General features: G+C 36.5%; 16 protein-coding genes and 1 riboswitch. Of the genes, 2 read left to right on the plus strand and 14 right to left on the minus strand.

Annotated features, from left to right (window positions below; genetic code table 11):
- Positions 1 to 29: 29 nt before the first annotated feature.
- From MHB40_RS16210 to comGA, 14 genes are all read right to left on the minus strand, one after another.
- Positions 30 to 2384: an ATP-binding protein gene (locus MHB40_RS16210; protein ID WP_205444300.1), complete on the minus strand. Its 2355-nt coding sequence runs from the start codon at positions 2382 to 2384 to the stop codon at positions 30 to 32.
- On the minus strand, positions 2357 to 2515 hold the full coding sequence (gene comX / locus MHB40_RS16215; protein WP_205444302.1) for a competence pheromone ComX: 159 nt from the start codon (positions 2513 to 2515) through the stop codon (positions 2357 to 2359). The genes MHB40_RS16210 and comX overlap by 28 nt, the downstream gene beginning before the upstream one ends.
- A gap of 267 nt (positions 2516 to 2782) precedes the next feature.
- Positions 2783 to 3166 (minus strand): SMI1/KNR4 family protein, encoded by a 384-nt coding sequence (locus MHB40_RS16220; RefSeq protein ID WP_342532943.1) that lies wholly within the window; start codon positions 3164 to 3166, stop codon positions 2783 to 2785.
- A 30-nt stretch (positions 3167 to 3196) separates the two neighbouring features.
- Positions 3197 to 4144 carry an ADP-ribosylglycohydrolase family protein gene (locus MHB40_RS16225; RefSeq protein WP_342532944.1) on the minus strand — a complete coding sequence of 316 codons (948 nt, stop codon included), beginning with the start codon at positions 4142 to 4144 and terminating at the stop codon, positions 3197 to 3199.
- Positions 4145 to 4388: 244 nt separating this feature from the next.
- Positions 4389 to 5852, minus strand: coding sequence for an aminomethyl-transferring glycine dehydrogenase subunit GcvPB (gene gcvPB / locus MHB40_RS16230; protein WP_342440956.1), 1464 nt, complete (start codon positions 5850 to 5852; stop codon positions 4389 to 4391).
- Complete coding sequence (gene gcvPA / locus MHB40_RS16235) at positions 5845 to 7191, minus strand: aminomethyl-transferring glycine dehydrogenase subunit GcvPA (RefSeq protein ID WP_205444309.1); 1347 nt, start codon at positions 7189 to 7191, stop codon at positions 5845 to 5847. Before gcvPA ends, gcvPB begins: the two co-directional genes overlap by 8 nt.
- A gap of 25 nt (positions 7192 to 7216) precedes the next feature.
- Positions 7217 to 8320, minus strand: a complete 1104-nt coding sequence (gene gcvT / locus MHB40_RS16240) for a glycine cleavage system aminomethyltransferase GcvT (protein ID WP_342440958.1) — start codon at positions 8318 to 8320, stop codon at positions 7217 to 7219.
- A 261-nt stretch (positions 8321 to 8581) separates the two neighbouring features.
- A riboswitch (glycine riboswitch) is annotated at positions 8582 to 8674 on the minus strand.
- Positions 8675 to 8818: 144 nt separating this feature from the next.
- Positions 8819 to 9334, minus strand: a complete 516-nt coding sequence (locus MHB40_RS16245) for a shikimate kinase (protein ID WP_205444312.1) — start codon at positions 9332 to 9334, stop codon at positions 8819 to 8821.
- Between the two features lie 198 nt (positions 9335 to 9532).
- Positions 9533 to 9958, minus strand: coding sequence for a competence type IV pilus minor pilin ComGF (gene comGF, locus MHB40_RS16250; RefSeq protein ID WP_205444313.1), 426 nt, complete (start codon positions 9956 to 9958; stop codon positions 9533 to 9535).
- Positions 9951 to 10268: a hypothetical protein gene (locus tag MHB40_RS16255; RefSeq protein WP_342532946.1), complete on the minus strand. Its 318-nt coding sequence runs from the start codon at positions 10266 to 10268 to the stop codon at positions 9951 to 9953. The genes comGF and MHB40_RS16255 overlap by 8 nt, the downstream gene beginning before the upstream one ends.
- A complete protein-coding gene (comGD, locus tag MHB40_RS16260; protein WP_342532948.1) occupies positions 10261 to 10698 on the minus strand; it encodes a competence type IV pilus minor pilin ComGD in 438 nt (145 codons plus the stop codon). The genes MHB40_RS16255 and comGD overlap by 8 nt, the downstream gene beginning before the upstream one ends.
- On the minus strand, positions 10698 to 11036 hold the full coding sequence (comGC, locus tag MHB40_RS16265; RefSeq protein WP_342532949.1) for a competence type IV pilus major pilin ComGC: 339 nt from the start codon (positions 11034 to 11036) through the stop codon (positions 10698 to 10700). Before comGC ends, comGD begins: the two co-directional genes overlap by 1 nt.
- Before the next feature lie 10 nt (positions 11037 to 11046).
- Positions 11047 to 12120: a competence type IV pilus assembly protein ComGB gene (gene comGB / locus MHB40_RS16270; protein ID WP_342532950.1), complete on the minus strand. Its 1074-nt coding sequence runs from the start codon at positions 12118 to 12120 to the stop codon at positions 11047 to 11049.
- A complete protein-coding gene (comGA, locus tag MHB40_RS16275; RefSeq protein WP_342532952.1) occupies positions 12095 to 13114 on the minus strand; it encodes a competence type IV pilus ATPase ComGA in 1020 nt (339 codons plus the stop codon). Before comGA ends, comGB begins: the two co-directional genes overlap by 26 nt.
- Before the next feature lie 327 nt (positions 13115 to 13441).
- On the opposite strand from comGA, the gene MHB40_RS16280 reads away from it, so the two are divergent.
- Together MHB40_RS16280 and MHB40_RS16285 are read left to right on the plus strand one after the other, a co-directional pair.
- Positions 13442 to 14152: a helix-turn-helix domain-containing protein gene (locus MHB40_RS16280; protein WP_342532954.1), complete on the plus strand. Its 711-nt coding sequence runs from the start codon at positions 13442 to 13444 to the stop codon at positions 14150 to 14152.
- Positions 14153 to 14269: 117 nt separating this feature from the next.
- Positions 14270 to 14512, plus strand: coding sequence for a DUF2626 family protein (locus MHB40_RS16285; protein ID WP_004231035.1), 243 nt, complete (start codon positions 14270 to 14272; stop codon positions 14510 to 14512).
- The last annotated feature ends 81 nt before the right edge of the window (positions 14513 to 14593 follow it).

Below are 14593 nucleotides of genomic sequence, written 5' to 3' on the forward strand. Positions count from 1 at the left end.
GTATGCACTTATGCTTCCGCTTCATCTGGTTATCCTCGTATCATATAAGTTGGTCGGGTCAGGGTCCTATAGGCATAGGGATTCGTATGTTGGGTTTCACTTACTCGGATATGAATCGTCATCCCTTCTCCTACTTTGCTGTCTAAGGCGAATTTCCCATTAAAAGCTTGAACTCGCTCCTGCATACCTTGTATGCCCATGGAATCGGCAAGTAGAATATCATCTATATTACAACCTACACCATCATCACTGTACAAAATTTGAAAGCCTTCTTCAGTGCCTAGTAAATGTATTTCAACAGTATTGGCATAGGAATGTTTTAAAGCATTATTTAATAATTCTTGGAACAGGCGATAAATCATTAAATTTAAACGTTCATCCTCTAAATAGAGACGGTCAATCGTATAAATCAAAACAAATTTAGCACGTTTATGGATTTTTTGGATTAATTTTTCGAGGGCTGCATTTAAGCCCAATGTATCTAGCAGAGGTGGCTTTAAATTTTCACAATAGCCTCTTAAATCATTCAGTGAGATAATCATATGTTCATGAAGTTTTATAAGTTTAGATGGGATCTCCTCTTTTTCTTTTGCATGCATGAGGACATCCATCTCCCTTGCGATGTGCAGTTGTTCTTGTAAAATCGTATCATGAAGTTCCTGTGCTAACTGATATTTTTCCTCCTCGAAACGTAGCCAAAGTAATTTATTGAGCCATGGTAGCTGTCGATTATCAGCCTCTTTCATATGCTTTAACTGATTCAAAAGCTCCTCAACCATTTTCGTGTTTTCGATAAAATTATTTAAATAGAGCAATAACAATTCTAACCATAGTAATTCCTCATCCTTGAGATAAATCGTTTTATTATGGTCCACAACAAGGATTCGTTTATAGTTCACATCTTGATGAATAAAGGCGATATAGAAATGATCTGTTTTTTTTATGTCCCCTAAGCCTAATCGTTCAACTAGTACCTCGTCTATTTGATGCTGCGTGTATTCTTTGGATTTATTTGTTAAGGTAACTTGATGTGTTTGAAAATCGTAAGTGAGCACATACACACTTTCCATCTCAAGCTGGACCACAACCTCCTGCACAAACCTCTCCAATAAATCCTCAATCTTCACCACTCTACCAATACTCTCAACGGTCGTATACAAGCGGTGGATGTAGTCCCCTTTTGTAGAGAATAAAATTTTCCGTTTACGGTAATCAATCCGCTCTTTTATGTAAAACAACGCCATTAACGATAGAAAGGCAAAAAAGAAAATCTCCGTCATTCGTGAAATGGATAGATCCGCAAATAAATAGAGACCGATTAACAGCCATATGGTAAAGCCAAATGAGAAATTGAAATAATAACGTAATCGAGAAATGAAATACTCCATATCGAAAATACGTTCAGTTAGTTGTGTGAAAATGAAGCTATACGGGATAAGCATTAAAAATAAAGAACATATATCTGCAGAAATTACATACTGATTAAACAAAATTACAGGTACTGCATATAAAAAGAGAAATGGTAAAAACGGTGTAATAACACTTATTAACAATAGTTTCAATTGAGAGGATTTATATCTATAGTATCCTACAATTAAAATACTTAGATTGGAAATTAATAATATAAAAAATGTCCATAATATAACAGTAGAAAATAATGGGTTAATTTTCGGGAAAATTATGCTAATGATACTTATAAAGATTGCTATTAAAGGTAATACGTAAAGAATGGAAATATTTTTAATAAAAATCCATTTTAAATTTAAAAAAGAAAAATATTTTTTTAAAAAATGAATTAATATTACTAAACAAAGTAACATACTCCCACGGTTAATAATCATACTTAGATTATCTAGTCGTCCAGATGCACCGCTACTTACATAAGCTATTGAAATAACTAACATAAAATACATTAGTAAATTTAAAAGTGTTGTTCCTTTTTGGGTTATTTTTAAATAAAAAGTAATCAATAACGTAAGGAAAAAGAAACATGCAGGAAAAAAAAAGAGATAATAAAATTGTTGGGGAATATCTAAGTGATTTATTTGAACATAGAGAATTTCACCATTTTGCTTTAAAATCTCTAATGTATTTGCTGCTCGAATTTTGGAATCATATGTAATATTTGAAACTTCATCGACTTTGACTCCATCGACATTTATAACAATATCTCCAACAGATATTTTTTGATCAGTTGCCCATTCTTTATAATATGGTTCTTTAATAATCCATTGTCCATTTTCTTCCTGTATTTTTATGCTTACAAAAGGCGTGCTGTAGGTAACATAAAGGACATAAAAGCCTAGAGTTAAATAAATACCTACAGCAAGCCAAAACCATTTCTCTTTAATTAATGTCAATACCAAATTCCATTTTCTAAACATACATCTTCATCAAACGAATCCAAAATTGCCTTTTGTTCTAATGCTGTTACACCAATGAGAGAAGCTTTTTTTTCTTTTAACAATGTCACCAGCGTCGGATTTTGCTCTAAATATTGAATCATGTTAATCATTAAAATCGCCTCATTTCTTCATTTTATAAGATTATAGTCACTATTTTATACCAATAAATCCTTATATAAAGGAATTATTAACCATATATGTAACTATATTTTCATTATACTATCTCTCTCCAATAATTCAACATAATTTTCTAAAAAATTCAAAAAATAATAGAATACGTAATAATTTTGCTTTATTTTCAATTGTTTTTCTCCAAAAATAGACAAATGAAAAGCTCCTTCCTTATAGTAGGAAGAAGCTTTCATTTGTCTCTCTTGCTAATACTGACACCCTTCTTGTAGCCACTTGCATAAATCAGAAGTAACCAATGTAGCATGTTGCGGATTCATATCACCACCATCTACTGCAAAAACACGATAATTCTCTGCCTTTATCGCCATTAAAAAGACCATTCCCCCACTATCATCACCAATGGCAATATAGCCTTTTGCATATTCCGCCACTTCCCAAGTCTCATTTCTTTCTAAAATGTCCTCTGTACCATAAATGAACACGCCATTCGTAAACGATAAACCGTTACTTTCCTTTAATACATGTCTATATGCACTCGGAAGTTGACAATTCAACCTATTTTCTATGTTTAAAATTTGGTGATCTGTTGCTGGTGGATATGTCGTATAGCTATTATGTATAGGTAACATTCCGTCACCGTCCTTTCTAATAAATTTTTTTCACACCTGTGCTGTACAAAATTCATAAAATGCCGTAATTAAATCATCAATCTCCTGTTTTTTAATAATTTGATTCAACCATTCATCTGGAATCTCATTCAACCAACTACTCATACCCGCTATGGCACCTGTAATTGCGGCAATTGTATCTGTATCATCTCCTAAATTAACAGCTTTTAGAATCGCTTCGTTAAACGTTCGTGCATTACCAACACACCATATGGCAGCTTCTAGAGAATGGACAATATAGCCACTTGAGTGAATGTCATCTTCAGGAATACTAAAAAAGTTGTCTTGAAATATTCTTGCGTATGTGTTTAATTCTGCTTTCAGTTCGTCCTGCAAATGATTTTCAAGCAATGAAAATATTTCAACTAAGGCAGCTTCTAGCGAATTATTTCGATATAAGCTTAATAATAGCTCAATATAAATGATAGACCCCACGATTGAACGTGGGTGGGCATGTGTAATCTCCGTATATTGTTGAATCAATGCTTTTCTTTTACTAAAATCAAACTCATTCATTACCACAGATACTAAAGGTGCTATCCTCATAAGCGTCCCATTGCCATTATCAAACTCGCCCGTTTTTCCACAATGCTCAGGCAAAACACCTTTTTTATAGTTTGAAACGGCTTCAGCAGTTGTGATGCCGATATCAAACATTTCTCCAAATGGTGTGAGATAGCCTTCTTCCATGTATCGTACAAACTTATCCATTAAATGAGTTGTATTGCCTTTTTCAATGATGTTTTTGACTAAGCAAAGTGTTAAAGAAGTATCATCAGACCAAGTGCCAGGTGGTTGATTGTACGTACCGTATCCTATTACATCTTGCACATGGAAAGTTCCTCTTTTCTTAAATTCAACAGGTACGCCCATTAGATCTCCGACAACCCCACCATATAAAGTAGCAAATACTCGCTCCCTCATCTTTGAACCTACCATAAGATCTCACTTCTCCTTTCCAAGTCAAACATAATACAACGAAGTCTGTTAGTGGAAGTGTGAAATTTACTAGGTTGGTAAATTCACCCTTACATCCTATAAAATTAAATACGTTCAATTTACCCACGTTCTTACAATAGTAATACCTCAATATCTTCTTACAAAAACATATTTACTTTCACTAACACATAAAAAAACCGTTCAATAAGTATAATCATACTCATTGAACGGTTACTTCTGTTCATTATGCTTTTTGATAGCGTAGCACTGGTGTACGTGCAGCGCGTGTTTCGTCTAGACGAGATACGACTGTTGTATGCGGTGCTTCTTGAACGATTGATGGATTTTCTTCTGCTTCTTTGGCAATTTGAATCATCACATCACAGAATGCATCTAATGTTTCTTTAGATTCTGTTTCTGTTGGCTCAATCATTAATGCCTCTTCCACATTTAATGGGAAGTATGTTGTTGGTGGATGATAGCCAAAGTCTAACAGACGTTTTGCGATATCTAATGTACGAACGCCCAGTTTCTTCTGACGACGACCTGATAAGACAAATTCGTGTTTACAGTGACGGTTATATGGCAGTTCGTAGAATGGCTCTAAGCGACGCATCATGTAGTTTGCGTTTAATACAGCATATTCTGTAACAGCTTTTAAACCATCCGGCCCCATTGTACGAATGTACGTATAAGCACGAACATTGATACCAAAGTTACCATAGTAAGGTTTTACGCGTCCGATTGATTGTGGACGATCGTAATCGAAGTGGTATGTTCCTTCTTCTGTTCTCACTAGAACTGGTTTTGGTAGGAATGGAATTAAATCTGCTTTTACGCCTACTGGACCAGAACCTGGACCACCGCCACCATGTGGACCTGTAAATGTTTTGTGCAGATTTAAATGTACACAGTCAAAGCCCATATCGCCAGGACGTGCTTTACTCATAACGGCATTGAGGTTCGCACCATCATAGTACACTTTACCGCCTACAGAGTGAATAAGCTCTGCCATTTCGATAATGTTTTCTTCAAATAAGCCTAGTGTATTCGGGTTAGTTAACATTAGCGCAGCTGTATCAGAACCTACTACTTTGCGAAGGTCTTCGATATCAACTAAGCCATTTTCATCCGATTTAACAGTGATTGTTTCAAAGCCTGCTACTGTCGCTGACGCTGGGTTTGTACCGTGAGCCGAGTCAGGAACGATGACTTTGTTACGGTGACCTTCGCCATTTGCTTCATGGAATGCACGAATCATCATTAACGCTGTCCATTCACCATGAGCACCTGCAGCAGGTTGTAATGTCACTTCATCCATCCCTGTAATTTCTACTAAAGAAGTTTGAAGGTCATAAAGAAGCTCCATTGCCCCTTGTGCTGTTGATTCATCCTGTAATGGGTGAACATTGGCAAAACCTGAAAGACGTGCAACTGCTTCGTTAATTTTCGGATTATATTTCATCGTACAAGAGCCAAGCGGATAGAAGCCAGAGTCTACTCCATGGTTTCTACGAGAAAGTGCTGTATAATGACGCATAATATCAAGCTCAGACACTTCAGGTAGTTCTGCTGCCTCTGTACGTACTAAGTTTGCAGGTAATAAATCTGCTAGGTCTACCTCAGGTACATCTAGTGCTTCTAAATTATAGCCAACGCGACCTTCTTTTGAAATTTCAAAAATGAGTGTTTGATTTTCGTTATGCATGAAGAGCCCCCATTTCTGCAACAAGTGCATCAATTTCTTCTTTTGTGCGTAATTCAGTCACTGCGATTAGCACATGATTTTTAAGAGAGTCATAATTTTGACCTAAAGGATATCCACCGATAATACCTTTTTCGATTAAACCTTTATTGATTTCCTTCACACATTTATTCGTTTTCACAACGATTTCGTTAAAGTGTGCGCCTTGGAATGCGACTGTAAAGCCTGCTGCTTCAAAGGCATTTTTTGCATAACGTGTTTTTGCAATATTTTGAGTAGCCATTTCACGAATACCTTGTTTTCCTAGAGCAGTCATCGCTACAGAAGCTGCAAGTGCAAGAAGGGCTTGGTTCGAGCAAATATTTGAAGTGGCTTTATCACGACGGATATGTTGTTCACGTGCTTGCAGTGTTAATACGTACCCACGACGGCCTTCACCATCCACTGTTTCACCAACAAGACGTCCTGGCACCTTACGCATTAATTTCGTTGTCACCGCAAAGAAACCACAGTGTGGGCCACCGAAAGCTTCAGAGATACCGAATACTTGCGCATCACCTACACAAATATCAGCACCTAGCTTACCAGGAGGCGTTAAAATGCCTAATGCAAGTGGATTAGAAGATACAACAAGTAAGCTTTTTGCAGCATGTGCAATATCCCCGATCACTTGAATGTCTTCCACTTGACCAAAGAAGTTTGGATATTGTGCAATAACAGCTGCTGTGTTGTCATCGATTAACTCTTTTAATGCTTCCACATCTGTCACACCATCTTTTTGTGGAATTGTCACGATCTCAATGGATTGACCATAGGCATATGTAGCAACTACATCGCGATATTCTGGGTGCACTGCTTCAGACACTAAAATTTTCTTACGACGCGTATGACCAGCTGCCAGCATACCTGCCTCTGCTAATGCTGTACCTCCGTCATACATAGAAGAGTTCGCAAGATCCATACCTGTTAGCTCGGCAATCATCGTTTGGAATTCAAAGATCGCTTGTAGCTCACCTTGTGAAATCTCTGGTTGATATGGCGTATAAGCTGTATAAAACTCTGAACGAGAAATAACATGGTCTACGATCACTGGTTTATAGTGGTTGTAAACGCCTGCGCCTAAAAATGATACATTGGCATTTGTGTCCTTATTTTTTGCAGCAAGGGCCGTTAACTCTTTTAATAAAGCAGATTCTGATTTTGCTTCCTTAATATCATAAAGGCCTTTAAAACGGACTTTCTCAGGAATATCCTCGAATAATTCATCGACTGAGGATACACCGATTACGTCTAACATTTCTTTTTGATCTTGCTCCGTCATAGGTAAATAACGATGTTTCATAAATGTAGGTCCCTCTTTTCAACTATTATTTTGAACGCTTGTAAAACGGTGTTTCTACTGTTATTACCTTTAAGTGCTTACCGCGAATTTCGATTTCTAGCTCAGTTCCGATTGTTGTGAATTGACTGTCAATTATTGCGTGACCAACGTTACGTTTAGATGAAGGAAGTTGTGTACCCGTTGTCACTTCACCGATTTCTTGACCATCTTTAAACACTTTGTAGCCATGGCGTGGGATGCCTTTATCGATCATTTCAATTCCTACAAGTTTGCGTGGTAGTCCATTTTCTTTTTGTGCTACTAATGCTTCATGACCAATAAAGTCTTCTTTACTTAATTTCACAGCAAAGCCAATACCAGCCTCTAGTGGAGAAATTGTTGCTGATAGCTCTTGACCATATAATGGTAGCCCTGCTTCAAAACGAAGTGTATCGCGACAACCTAGTCCAGCTGGAACTACACCTTTTTCTTGACCAGCATCTAAAATTTTACCCCAAAGCGCTTTAATATCTTCTGGAGCGCCATATAATTCAAAGCCATCTTCACCTGTGTAGCCACTACGAGAAACTAATACTTTATGACCTGCAACCTCAACATTCTCTTGGAAGCGGAAAAATTTAATGGCACTTACATCAGTCGAAGTAAGGGATTGAAGAACTTCTTCTGCTAATGGTCCTTGAAGAGCAATTTGTGCATAGGCATCAGATTGGTTATCAATCGTCACATCATACTGATGTTGATTTTCCATCATCCAATCAAAGTCTTTTTCGATGTTGGCTGCATTGACACATAGTAAATAGTGATTGTCAGCTAATTTATATGTTAATAAATCATCAACAACGCCACCATCTTCATAGCACATTGCTGTGTACTGCGCTTGGCCGTCAACAATTTTTGAGACATCATTTGATAAAAGATTTTGTAAAAATCCTAATGCATCGGGACCAGTTACTAAAATCTCTCCCATATGTGATACATCAAATAAGCCTGCACGATTACGAACTGCATCGTGTTCTTCTTTAATAGAAGAGAATTGAACAGGTAATTCCCATCCACCGAAGTCAACCGTTTTTGCACCATATTTCGCGTATTCTTCAAATAGAGGTGTACGTTTTAATTCATTCGCCATTCTTTTTTGCCCCCTTATTGTTAGTTACATTTTTACTTGTAGTAGTTCGTCTGCTTTTTGTATTCCTACAGCCAATGCATGCAGTCAACCGCATAAAACACGCTATAGACATAAAAAAAGACAGACGAACCCCTTTTCGGGATTCTCTGTCCTTGCACCTGAAAGTTACACCAGACTGGCTCGCAAGCTTTACTATTGCCAATCAGTCGGCTTTCCCCTTTGGTGGCTGTTATTGTTATACTACAGCTCTCTCCAGAGTTGCGTCTTGTACGAGTCCTTTTACCTGAGAGATTCATAGCCCATTGCTACTTGCTCCTTCGGTGGCGTCTACACGCTCTCTCCCCGCACAATCATCCGCCCAAGATAAATCTTGGTACTATTTAGTATTCAATGAACATTTAGTTACTTATTTGTCTATATCCTAACATTAAATGCATTGAAAAGGCAATCATTTTTTAAAAGATAATAAAAGACGAACATTAATGTATTGAAATCGTTTCATCGTTCGTTTTTCAACCTTTTCACTTGAAATACTAAATACTCTAGAATTTGACGAATCGTTCTACCTTCTGTCAGTACCTGAATATGACCTGCATCACGGTAAAATTTCCTTCTGTAGTGATACAGACTTTCTAGCTCCTCTTTTGTGGAGCTCTGTACAATGGGTCTATTTGGATCATGCTGAACTCGTTTATAAATATCCTCAAACGACGCATCTAAAAAAAACACCAATCCACTACGTCTCATAATTTTTCGATTTTCAGCATTCATGGCAACGCCACCACCAGTCGAAATAATACAAGCCTCGTCCCTAAAATTTTTCAAAAATTCTGTTTCTATTTCTCGAAAATGGGCCTCGCCGTATTTTTCAAAAATTTGTGGGATTGTCATCCCCTGCTGTCGCACAATCTCATGATCCATATCATAATATGGCATCTTCAATAAATAGCTTAAACGTCTTCCTAACGCACTTTTTCCACTACCCATAAAGCCAACAAAATATATTTTTCGCAATTCGAATCACCTTCTTATAACTACGATTCTACACTGTCTGACAAAATTTGTCCCAATAAATTTATCGTAGCTTGAACATTCAATTTTTCTATCCCATCATATGTTCGATACTGCATTTCATAAGACATACAATACGCAAGAACAAAAGTAGTTACAAAAAATAATAATGCAATTGCGACCAAAAAAATAGCCCCTCTGTCATTTTTCAATAATTGGCACATAAAAGGTTCGCTCCTTTTGAATACCGCTAGTCATTTCGACAGCTACCGTCAGCATATTTTCAGAATAGTTAAAATGGCATTTATTGATTCCTATTAACATAGGAACATGTCCACCGTTTACCTGCTCACGAATAATATTCGAGTAGCAATCAATATGATGGAGTGTAGTGGCTGTTTGGAAAGTCATTCTTTTTTGATCCTCACGAACAGAAAATATGGAAATATCTTTTAGAGAGAGATTTAAATCAGAAACAAATAGTTCCCACTTGGTTTGTTCATCGGTTAGCATAGTGGATCTCATTTCAGCAAACCACAGCATCATAAGGACAAAGAGATGAGAAATAAGCACAAAAACGACTAATTGAAACATAGCTTCTAGTAATGTATAGCCCTTCTCATTCATGAACTTCACCTGTCGCTTGGATACATTTTTGACGAGGCTCATGTAAATTTTGAAAACGGACACAAACTTGCTGTCCATCAACTATCCAGTGATAAGCAACTTGTTCAATGGTTCTAGAGCCCTCTGTTTGCTGAATAGCCTGGTATTTTTTTAAACCTTCGTAGGCTGTTTCAGCTGCAATTAGCTCCATTTTTTTATTAGCAAGATTTGTTTTCATCGTATAGGAAATGGGTATCAACGAGGTACAAAGTATCATCAAAATACCCACACCTAAAATAGTTTCTATAAAAGAATAGCCTGACTCATTCAATCCTAGCTCTCCCTCGTCCTAATGTTATGATTACTTTTTTCTTGCCCTGTGGTGTTTTAAATGCCATGGTACCAGCTGTCATCACATTGCCGCTGTAGTTATAGATTAGTGTGTAAATCGAACTCTCTGCGGGCAAAAATTCAATCCCTTTCGGATAAGAACGTTCATATAAAGTAGTATAAAAATCTTTTTGAATAATATAACGATTCGTTGAACTTTCCATTTTCAGGGCTATATATTGCCGTTGGCTCATACTATAGGTTTGAATATATTGAATATCGAGTTGCAATTGCGTGAAAAATCGTTCTACTTCCTTGGCTTCTGCTATTTTGAATGAAAATTTGCCAACAATCGCAGTTAAACTCATAACAAGAAATAAGACGACCAGCATTTCAAGAATCGTAAAACCACCATTTTTATCATTATTCATTAGCTCTCAGAACCTGTTTCCAAATTGACATTAGCTGGACGTACCTCTCCCTCATTTGTAATCACTATTTCTTCTTTATTGGGACATGTTGTTTCATTTTCTTTTAAATAGCCTTTTGCCACTAAATCATCTAAGGTAGGATACGCCATATAATCTACACGATAAGCCTCTACTTGACCTTGTACCATGCTAATATAAGCCGTACAGCCTTTCTTATCTATTGTGGCGAAATGCTTTGTTACATTTGGGATCGTAATTAAAATTAGAATGGATATAATTAACAAGACAATTAGCATCTCGATTAAAGTGAAACCAGCTTGTTGGTTAATACGTTTCATTATCTTCCTCCTAAACTAATTCAATCATGTGATAGATGGGTAATAATAAACTGATATAAGCTGCTACTATACAAACAGCAATCAGGATAAAGAAACTAGGCTGCACAAAAGCTAATATTTTTTGCAAAAGCTGTTCCTGCTTTTCCATTAATAATTCGCTATACAATACTAATTCTTTTCCTAAATAACCGCTGTGTTCACCATGCTCAACGAACATTGGAAAATCTTTTTGAAAAACTGCCATCATCGTTACCGACTGTGTCAGTGATTCGCCAAAGATGACTCTTTCTTTTATACGCTGTGAAAGAATTTGGAGATATGGTTGGAGTTGTTGTTCTTCTAATAGTTGAAGGCTTGCTTGTAATGAAAATCCACTTTGTAGTAAACTGCCCAAATAAGCAGCAAATTGTCTTGTCAATGTTAGCCTAAAATAGCGTTGCATAATGGGGATCTTTAATAAAATTGTTAGTTGATGAGCAACAGCTTGTCGTTTGAGATAGAATCGAAAAATGAATAAGCTGCCTATTACTATGAACATGGTCGAAATGACTATATCTGGAACATGTAATAACATATTGGATAATGCAATACTTGTCTCCTCTGCTTCAGAGGTACGACTGACGACCATTCTTTCAATATTCGGTAAAAAAAATGTACGAAACACAAAAAATAACAATAGTAAAAAGATAATCAGTGTGACAGGATAGATCAGCAGCTTGATTAGCTTTTTCTTAGTCTTTTCACCTACTGTTAACTGCTTCGCCACACCTTTAAACGCCTCTATCATATGGCCATTATTTTCTGCCACCTTAATCGCCATTAAATAATGTTTCCCCAGTTGTAATATTTCAAGTATCCCTGCAACTCCTACTCCTTGTCTGAGTCTTTCATCAATTTGCTGCTGTATGTCTTCATGTGCCTCGATATGATGAGGTAGAAGCATGGAAATAGCTTGTGGAAATAAATATCCTTCCTGCATCAACACACATAATCGATGGAAAAACTGAGCTTGCTCCTTTACTCGCCATTTCGTAGCCCTCTTGTAAAAAAGAAGCAATTTATCGATGTATGTTTGTAACTGCATAAAGGCTCTCCGCTAATTCTTTTTGCCCCATTAATGTTAAATCATAAGGAAGTTTGTAATTGCCCTTATCCTTGATGGCAGTGATGGCTCTTGTTAGATGATCATCATGTAAAATTTCAAAGACTGCACGACGTTCATCATGTAAAGCTGCCGTCTGAACAAGCATTTGGGCAACAATACCGATAACCGTTTGGCGAAGCTCCTCTATCGACACGCCTAAATCCATTAAACGATAAAGACAATTAATGGCGTCTTTTGCATGAATAGTCGAGACAACTAAATGCCCTGTTAGGGAGGCTTGGATTGCAATATTTGCCGTTTCTTTATCCCGAATTTCACCAATCATGATGACATCAGGTGAATGGCGTAAAATGGCTTTTAGTCCTGCAGCATATGTAACACCCGCTCGCTCGTTTACTTGAATTTGAAGTAAATTTGCTTGGCTGTTTTCTACAGGATCTTCTAAAGAAATCACATGTCGATTCAATTCTGTGGAACAGTAGTGGATTAAGGAATAAAGTGAAGTAGACTTGCCAGAGCCTGTTGCTCCCGTAAAAAATAGAAGACCTTGTCGGTTTTGTACTAGCTCCATGAGTTTGTGAGCTGCGCTTTTGGAAAAGCTTAGGGAAGTTAGTGGAAATGCATGATTTTGGAGAAGTAAACGAATAATTAAGCTCTCTTTTAAAAATACAGAAGGCAGTGTGGATACTCGAAACGAATACGAACTTTGCTCCATTGCTTTTTGAAAGGCGCCGCTTTGAGGTTTACGCCGCTCACTGATATCTAATTCTGCAAGAAATTTATAATAAGAGATCATTCTTTCTGCAAGTTCATTCGGTAGCTCACCAGCGTGGAGAAGTTTATCATATTTTCGAAAATAGATCCGATATTTTATGTTTCCTGGAACCAGCAATAAATCGGATGCTCCAAAATGATAGGCCTTTAGTAAAAGTTGCTCACATCTTTGTTCTACAACTGTTTCAAAACTCTGCATATATGCACCTCTCTTTTAGTTCATTCGAATAAGACCGCTCTATTCGTTATTTCCTAGTATAAGGAGGAACTTGCCACGAGAAAAGCCCTTTTCCGAAAATAAAAATTTGCAAGATAATTTTCTGCCAATAATGTTTTTTGCTATAAAAATGTGGATAAAGTGCAATTTTCCACTAAAAAAGAATATAAATACATGAAAAACTTAATATTTATGCCGAAATGAACTGTATCTTTTTCAATAATACAATATAATAGTATCAACATGATTATTTTCCTAACACTTGGTAGACGAACATAATTTTTATATTAAATTAAAGAGGTGAAGCTCATGATCCATCCATTAAAAATTACTAGTACACTAGCCGATGAAACAAGATACTCTATTTATGAGTACATATTGCAAGAGAAAAAAACAGTTACTGTACAACATATTGCTGATAAATTCGGTATCCATCCTAACGTTGCTCGACTTCATTTAACGAAGCTTTCAGAAATAAACATTATTACAGCTGACTATGTAAAAACAGGTAAAGGTGGCAGACCTGGACGTGTTTATAAAGCTTCAGAGAAAGGCGTTTCACTTACATTTCCAAGACGTGATGAAGATCGTTTATTAAAATGGACAATTCAATTAATTGAAGACTTTGGTCCATCTGCATTAACAAAGTGCCAGGAAATTAGCTACCAAGATGGCTACCAGCAAATGAAAAATTATATGAATGCTGATTTGACATTAAGTAATTCTCTTTCCTTCGATGAAAAACTTCAGCTATTAACGGACAATGCCGCTTTAATTGGCTATATTCCACAAATTCAACAAACTGAGCATGGAAAAAAAGTGATCTTCTCCATTTTCAATTGTCCATTCCAGGAGCAACTGACTGCCCATTCTGAAATTGTTTGTTCATTACATGAATCCTATTTAAAAGGACAATTAGATGCACTGTTTACGAACAATGAATTTGTGCAAATGGAAAGTATGATACATAATTGCGATTTATGTAAATATGAAATAAACGTGACAGAAATCGATCGCTAGATTAAAAATCCATTTGTTTGTCACAAACATGGAGAAGTTCCAGTTTACAGACACCTTTCATATCATTTATAATGAGTAAGAGATTATTGTGTCGTGGGCAAAAGGAGGGGAAATTTCATGGATAATATGTATAAAGTTATGGCATTCTGGACAGGTATTTTTGCCGTTATGTTCTACCTTGGAGGTATGAACGAGGTATCGCTATTATTCTTAGGTAATACAGGTTTATTCTTATTATTAGGCTTCTTAAACCTTTCAGAACGTATGTACATGTACATTTTCGGAGCATATTTAACTGTATTCTTCGCTGGCTTCACGTACTATACAACATTCATTCACGTACCTGGTGGCGGTCATTAATACAAAGAAAATCGCGTATCTCACGATTGGTGAGATACGCTTTTTTATGTGCTAAGTGATAATTTTAGCTAATTCGCCATT

Source organism: Lysinibacillus sp. FSL K6-0057 (assembly GCF_038630885.1).
Lineage (GTDB): Bacteria > Bacillota > Bacilli > Bacillales_A > Planococcaceae > Lysinibacillus > Lysinibacillus fusiformis_F.

What these genes read in the sequence shown, in the direction of transcription:
- comGC (WP_342532949.1), bottom strand. Translation starts at nt 11,036, where the DNA reads ATGAAACGTATTAACCAACAAGCTGGTTTCACTTTAATCGAGATGCTA.
- MHB40_RS16220 (WP_342532943.1), bottom strand. Translation starts at nt 3,166, where the DNA reads ATGTTACCTATACATAATAGCTATACGACATATCCACCAGCAACAGAT.
- comGB (WP_342532950.1), bottom strand. Translation starts at nt 12,120, where the DNA reads ATGCAGTTACAAACATACATCGATAAATTGCTTCTTTTTTACAAGAGG.
- MHB40_RS16280 (WP_342532954.1), top strand. Translation starts at nt 13,442, where the DNA reads ATGATCCATCCATTAAAAATTACTAGTACACTAGCCGATGAAACAAGA.
- comGD (WP_342532948.1), bottom strand. Translation starts at nt 10,698, where the DNA reads ATGAATAATGATAAAAATGGTGGTTTTACGATTCTTGAAATGCTGGTC.
- MHB40_RS16210 (WP_205444300.1), bottom strand. Translation starts at nt 2,384, where the DNA reads ATGTTTAGAAAATGGAATTTGGTATTGACATTAATTAAAGAGAAATGG.
- comX (WP_205444302.1), bottom strand. Translation starts at nt 2,515, where the DNA reads ATGATTAACATGATTCAATATTTAGAGCAAAATCCGACGCTGGTGACA.
- gcvT (WP_342440958.1), bottom strand. Translation starts at nt 8,320, where the DNA reads ATGGCGAATGAATTAAAACGTACACCTCTATTTGAAGAATACGCGAAA.
- comGA (WP_342532952.1), bottom strand. Translation starts at nt 13,114, where the DNA reads ATGCAGAGTTTTGAAACAGTTGTAGAACAAAGATGTGAGCAACTTTTA.
- MHB40_RS16285 (WP_004231035.1), top strand. Translation starts at nt 14,270, where the DNA reads ATGGATAATATGTATAAAGTTATGGCATTCTGGACAGGTATTTTTGCC.
- gcvPA (WP_205444309.1), bottom strand. Translation starts at nt 7,191, where the DNA reads ATGAAACATCGTTATTTACCTATGACGGAGCAAGATCAAAAAGAAATG.
- comGF (WP_205444313.1), bottom strand. Translation starts at nt 9,958, where the DNA reads ATGAATGAGAAGGGCTATACATTACTAGAAGCTATGTTTCAATTAGTC.
- gcvPB (WP_342440956.1), bottom strand. Translation starts at nt 5,852, where the DNA reads ATGCATAACGAAAATCAAACACTCATTTTTGAAATTTCAAAAGAAGGT.
- MHB40_RS16225 (WP_342532944.1), bottom strand. Translation starts at nt 4,144, where the DNA reads ATGGTAGGTTCAAAGATGAGGGAGCGAGTATTTGCTACTTTATATGGT.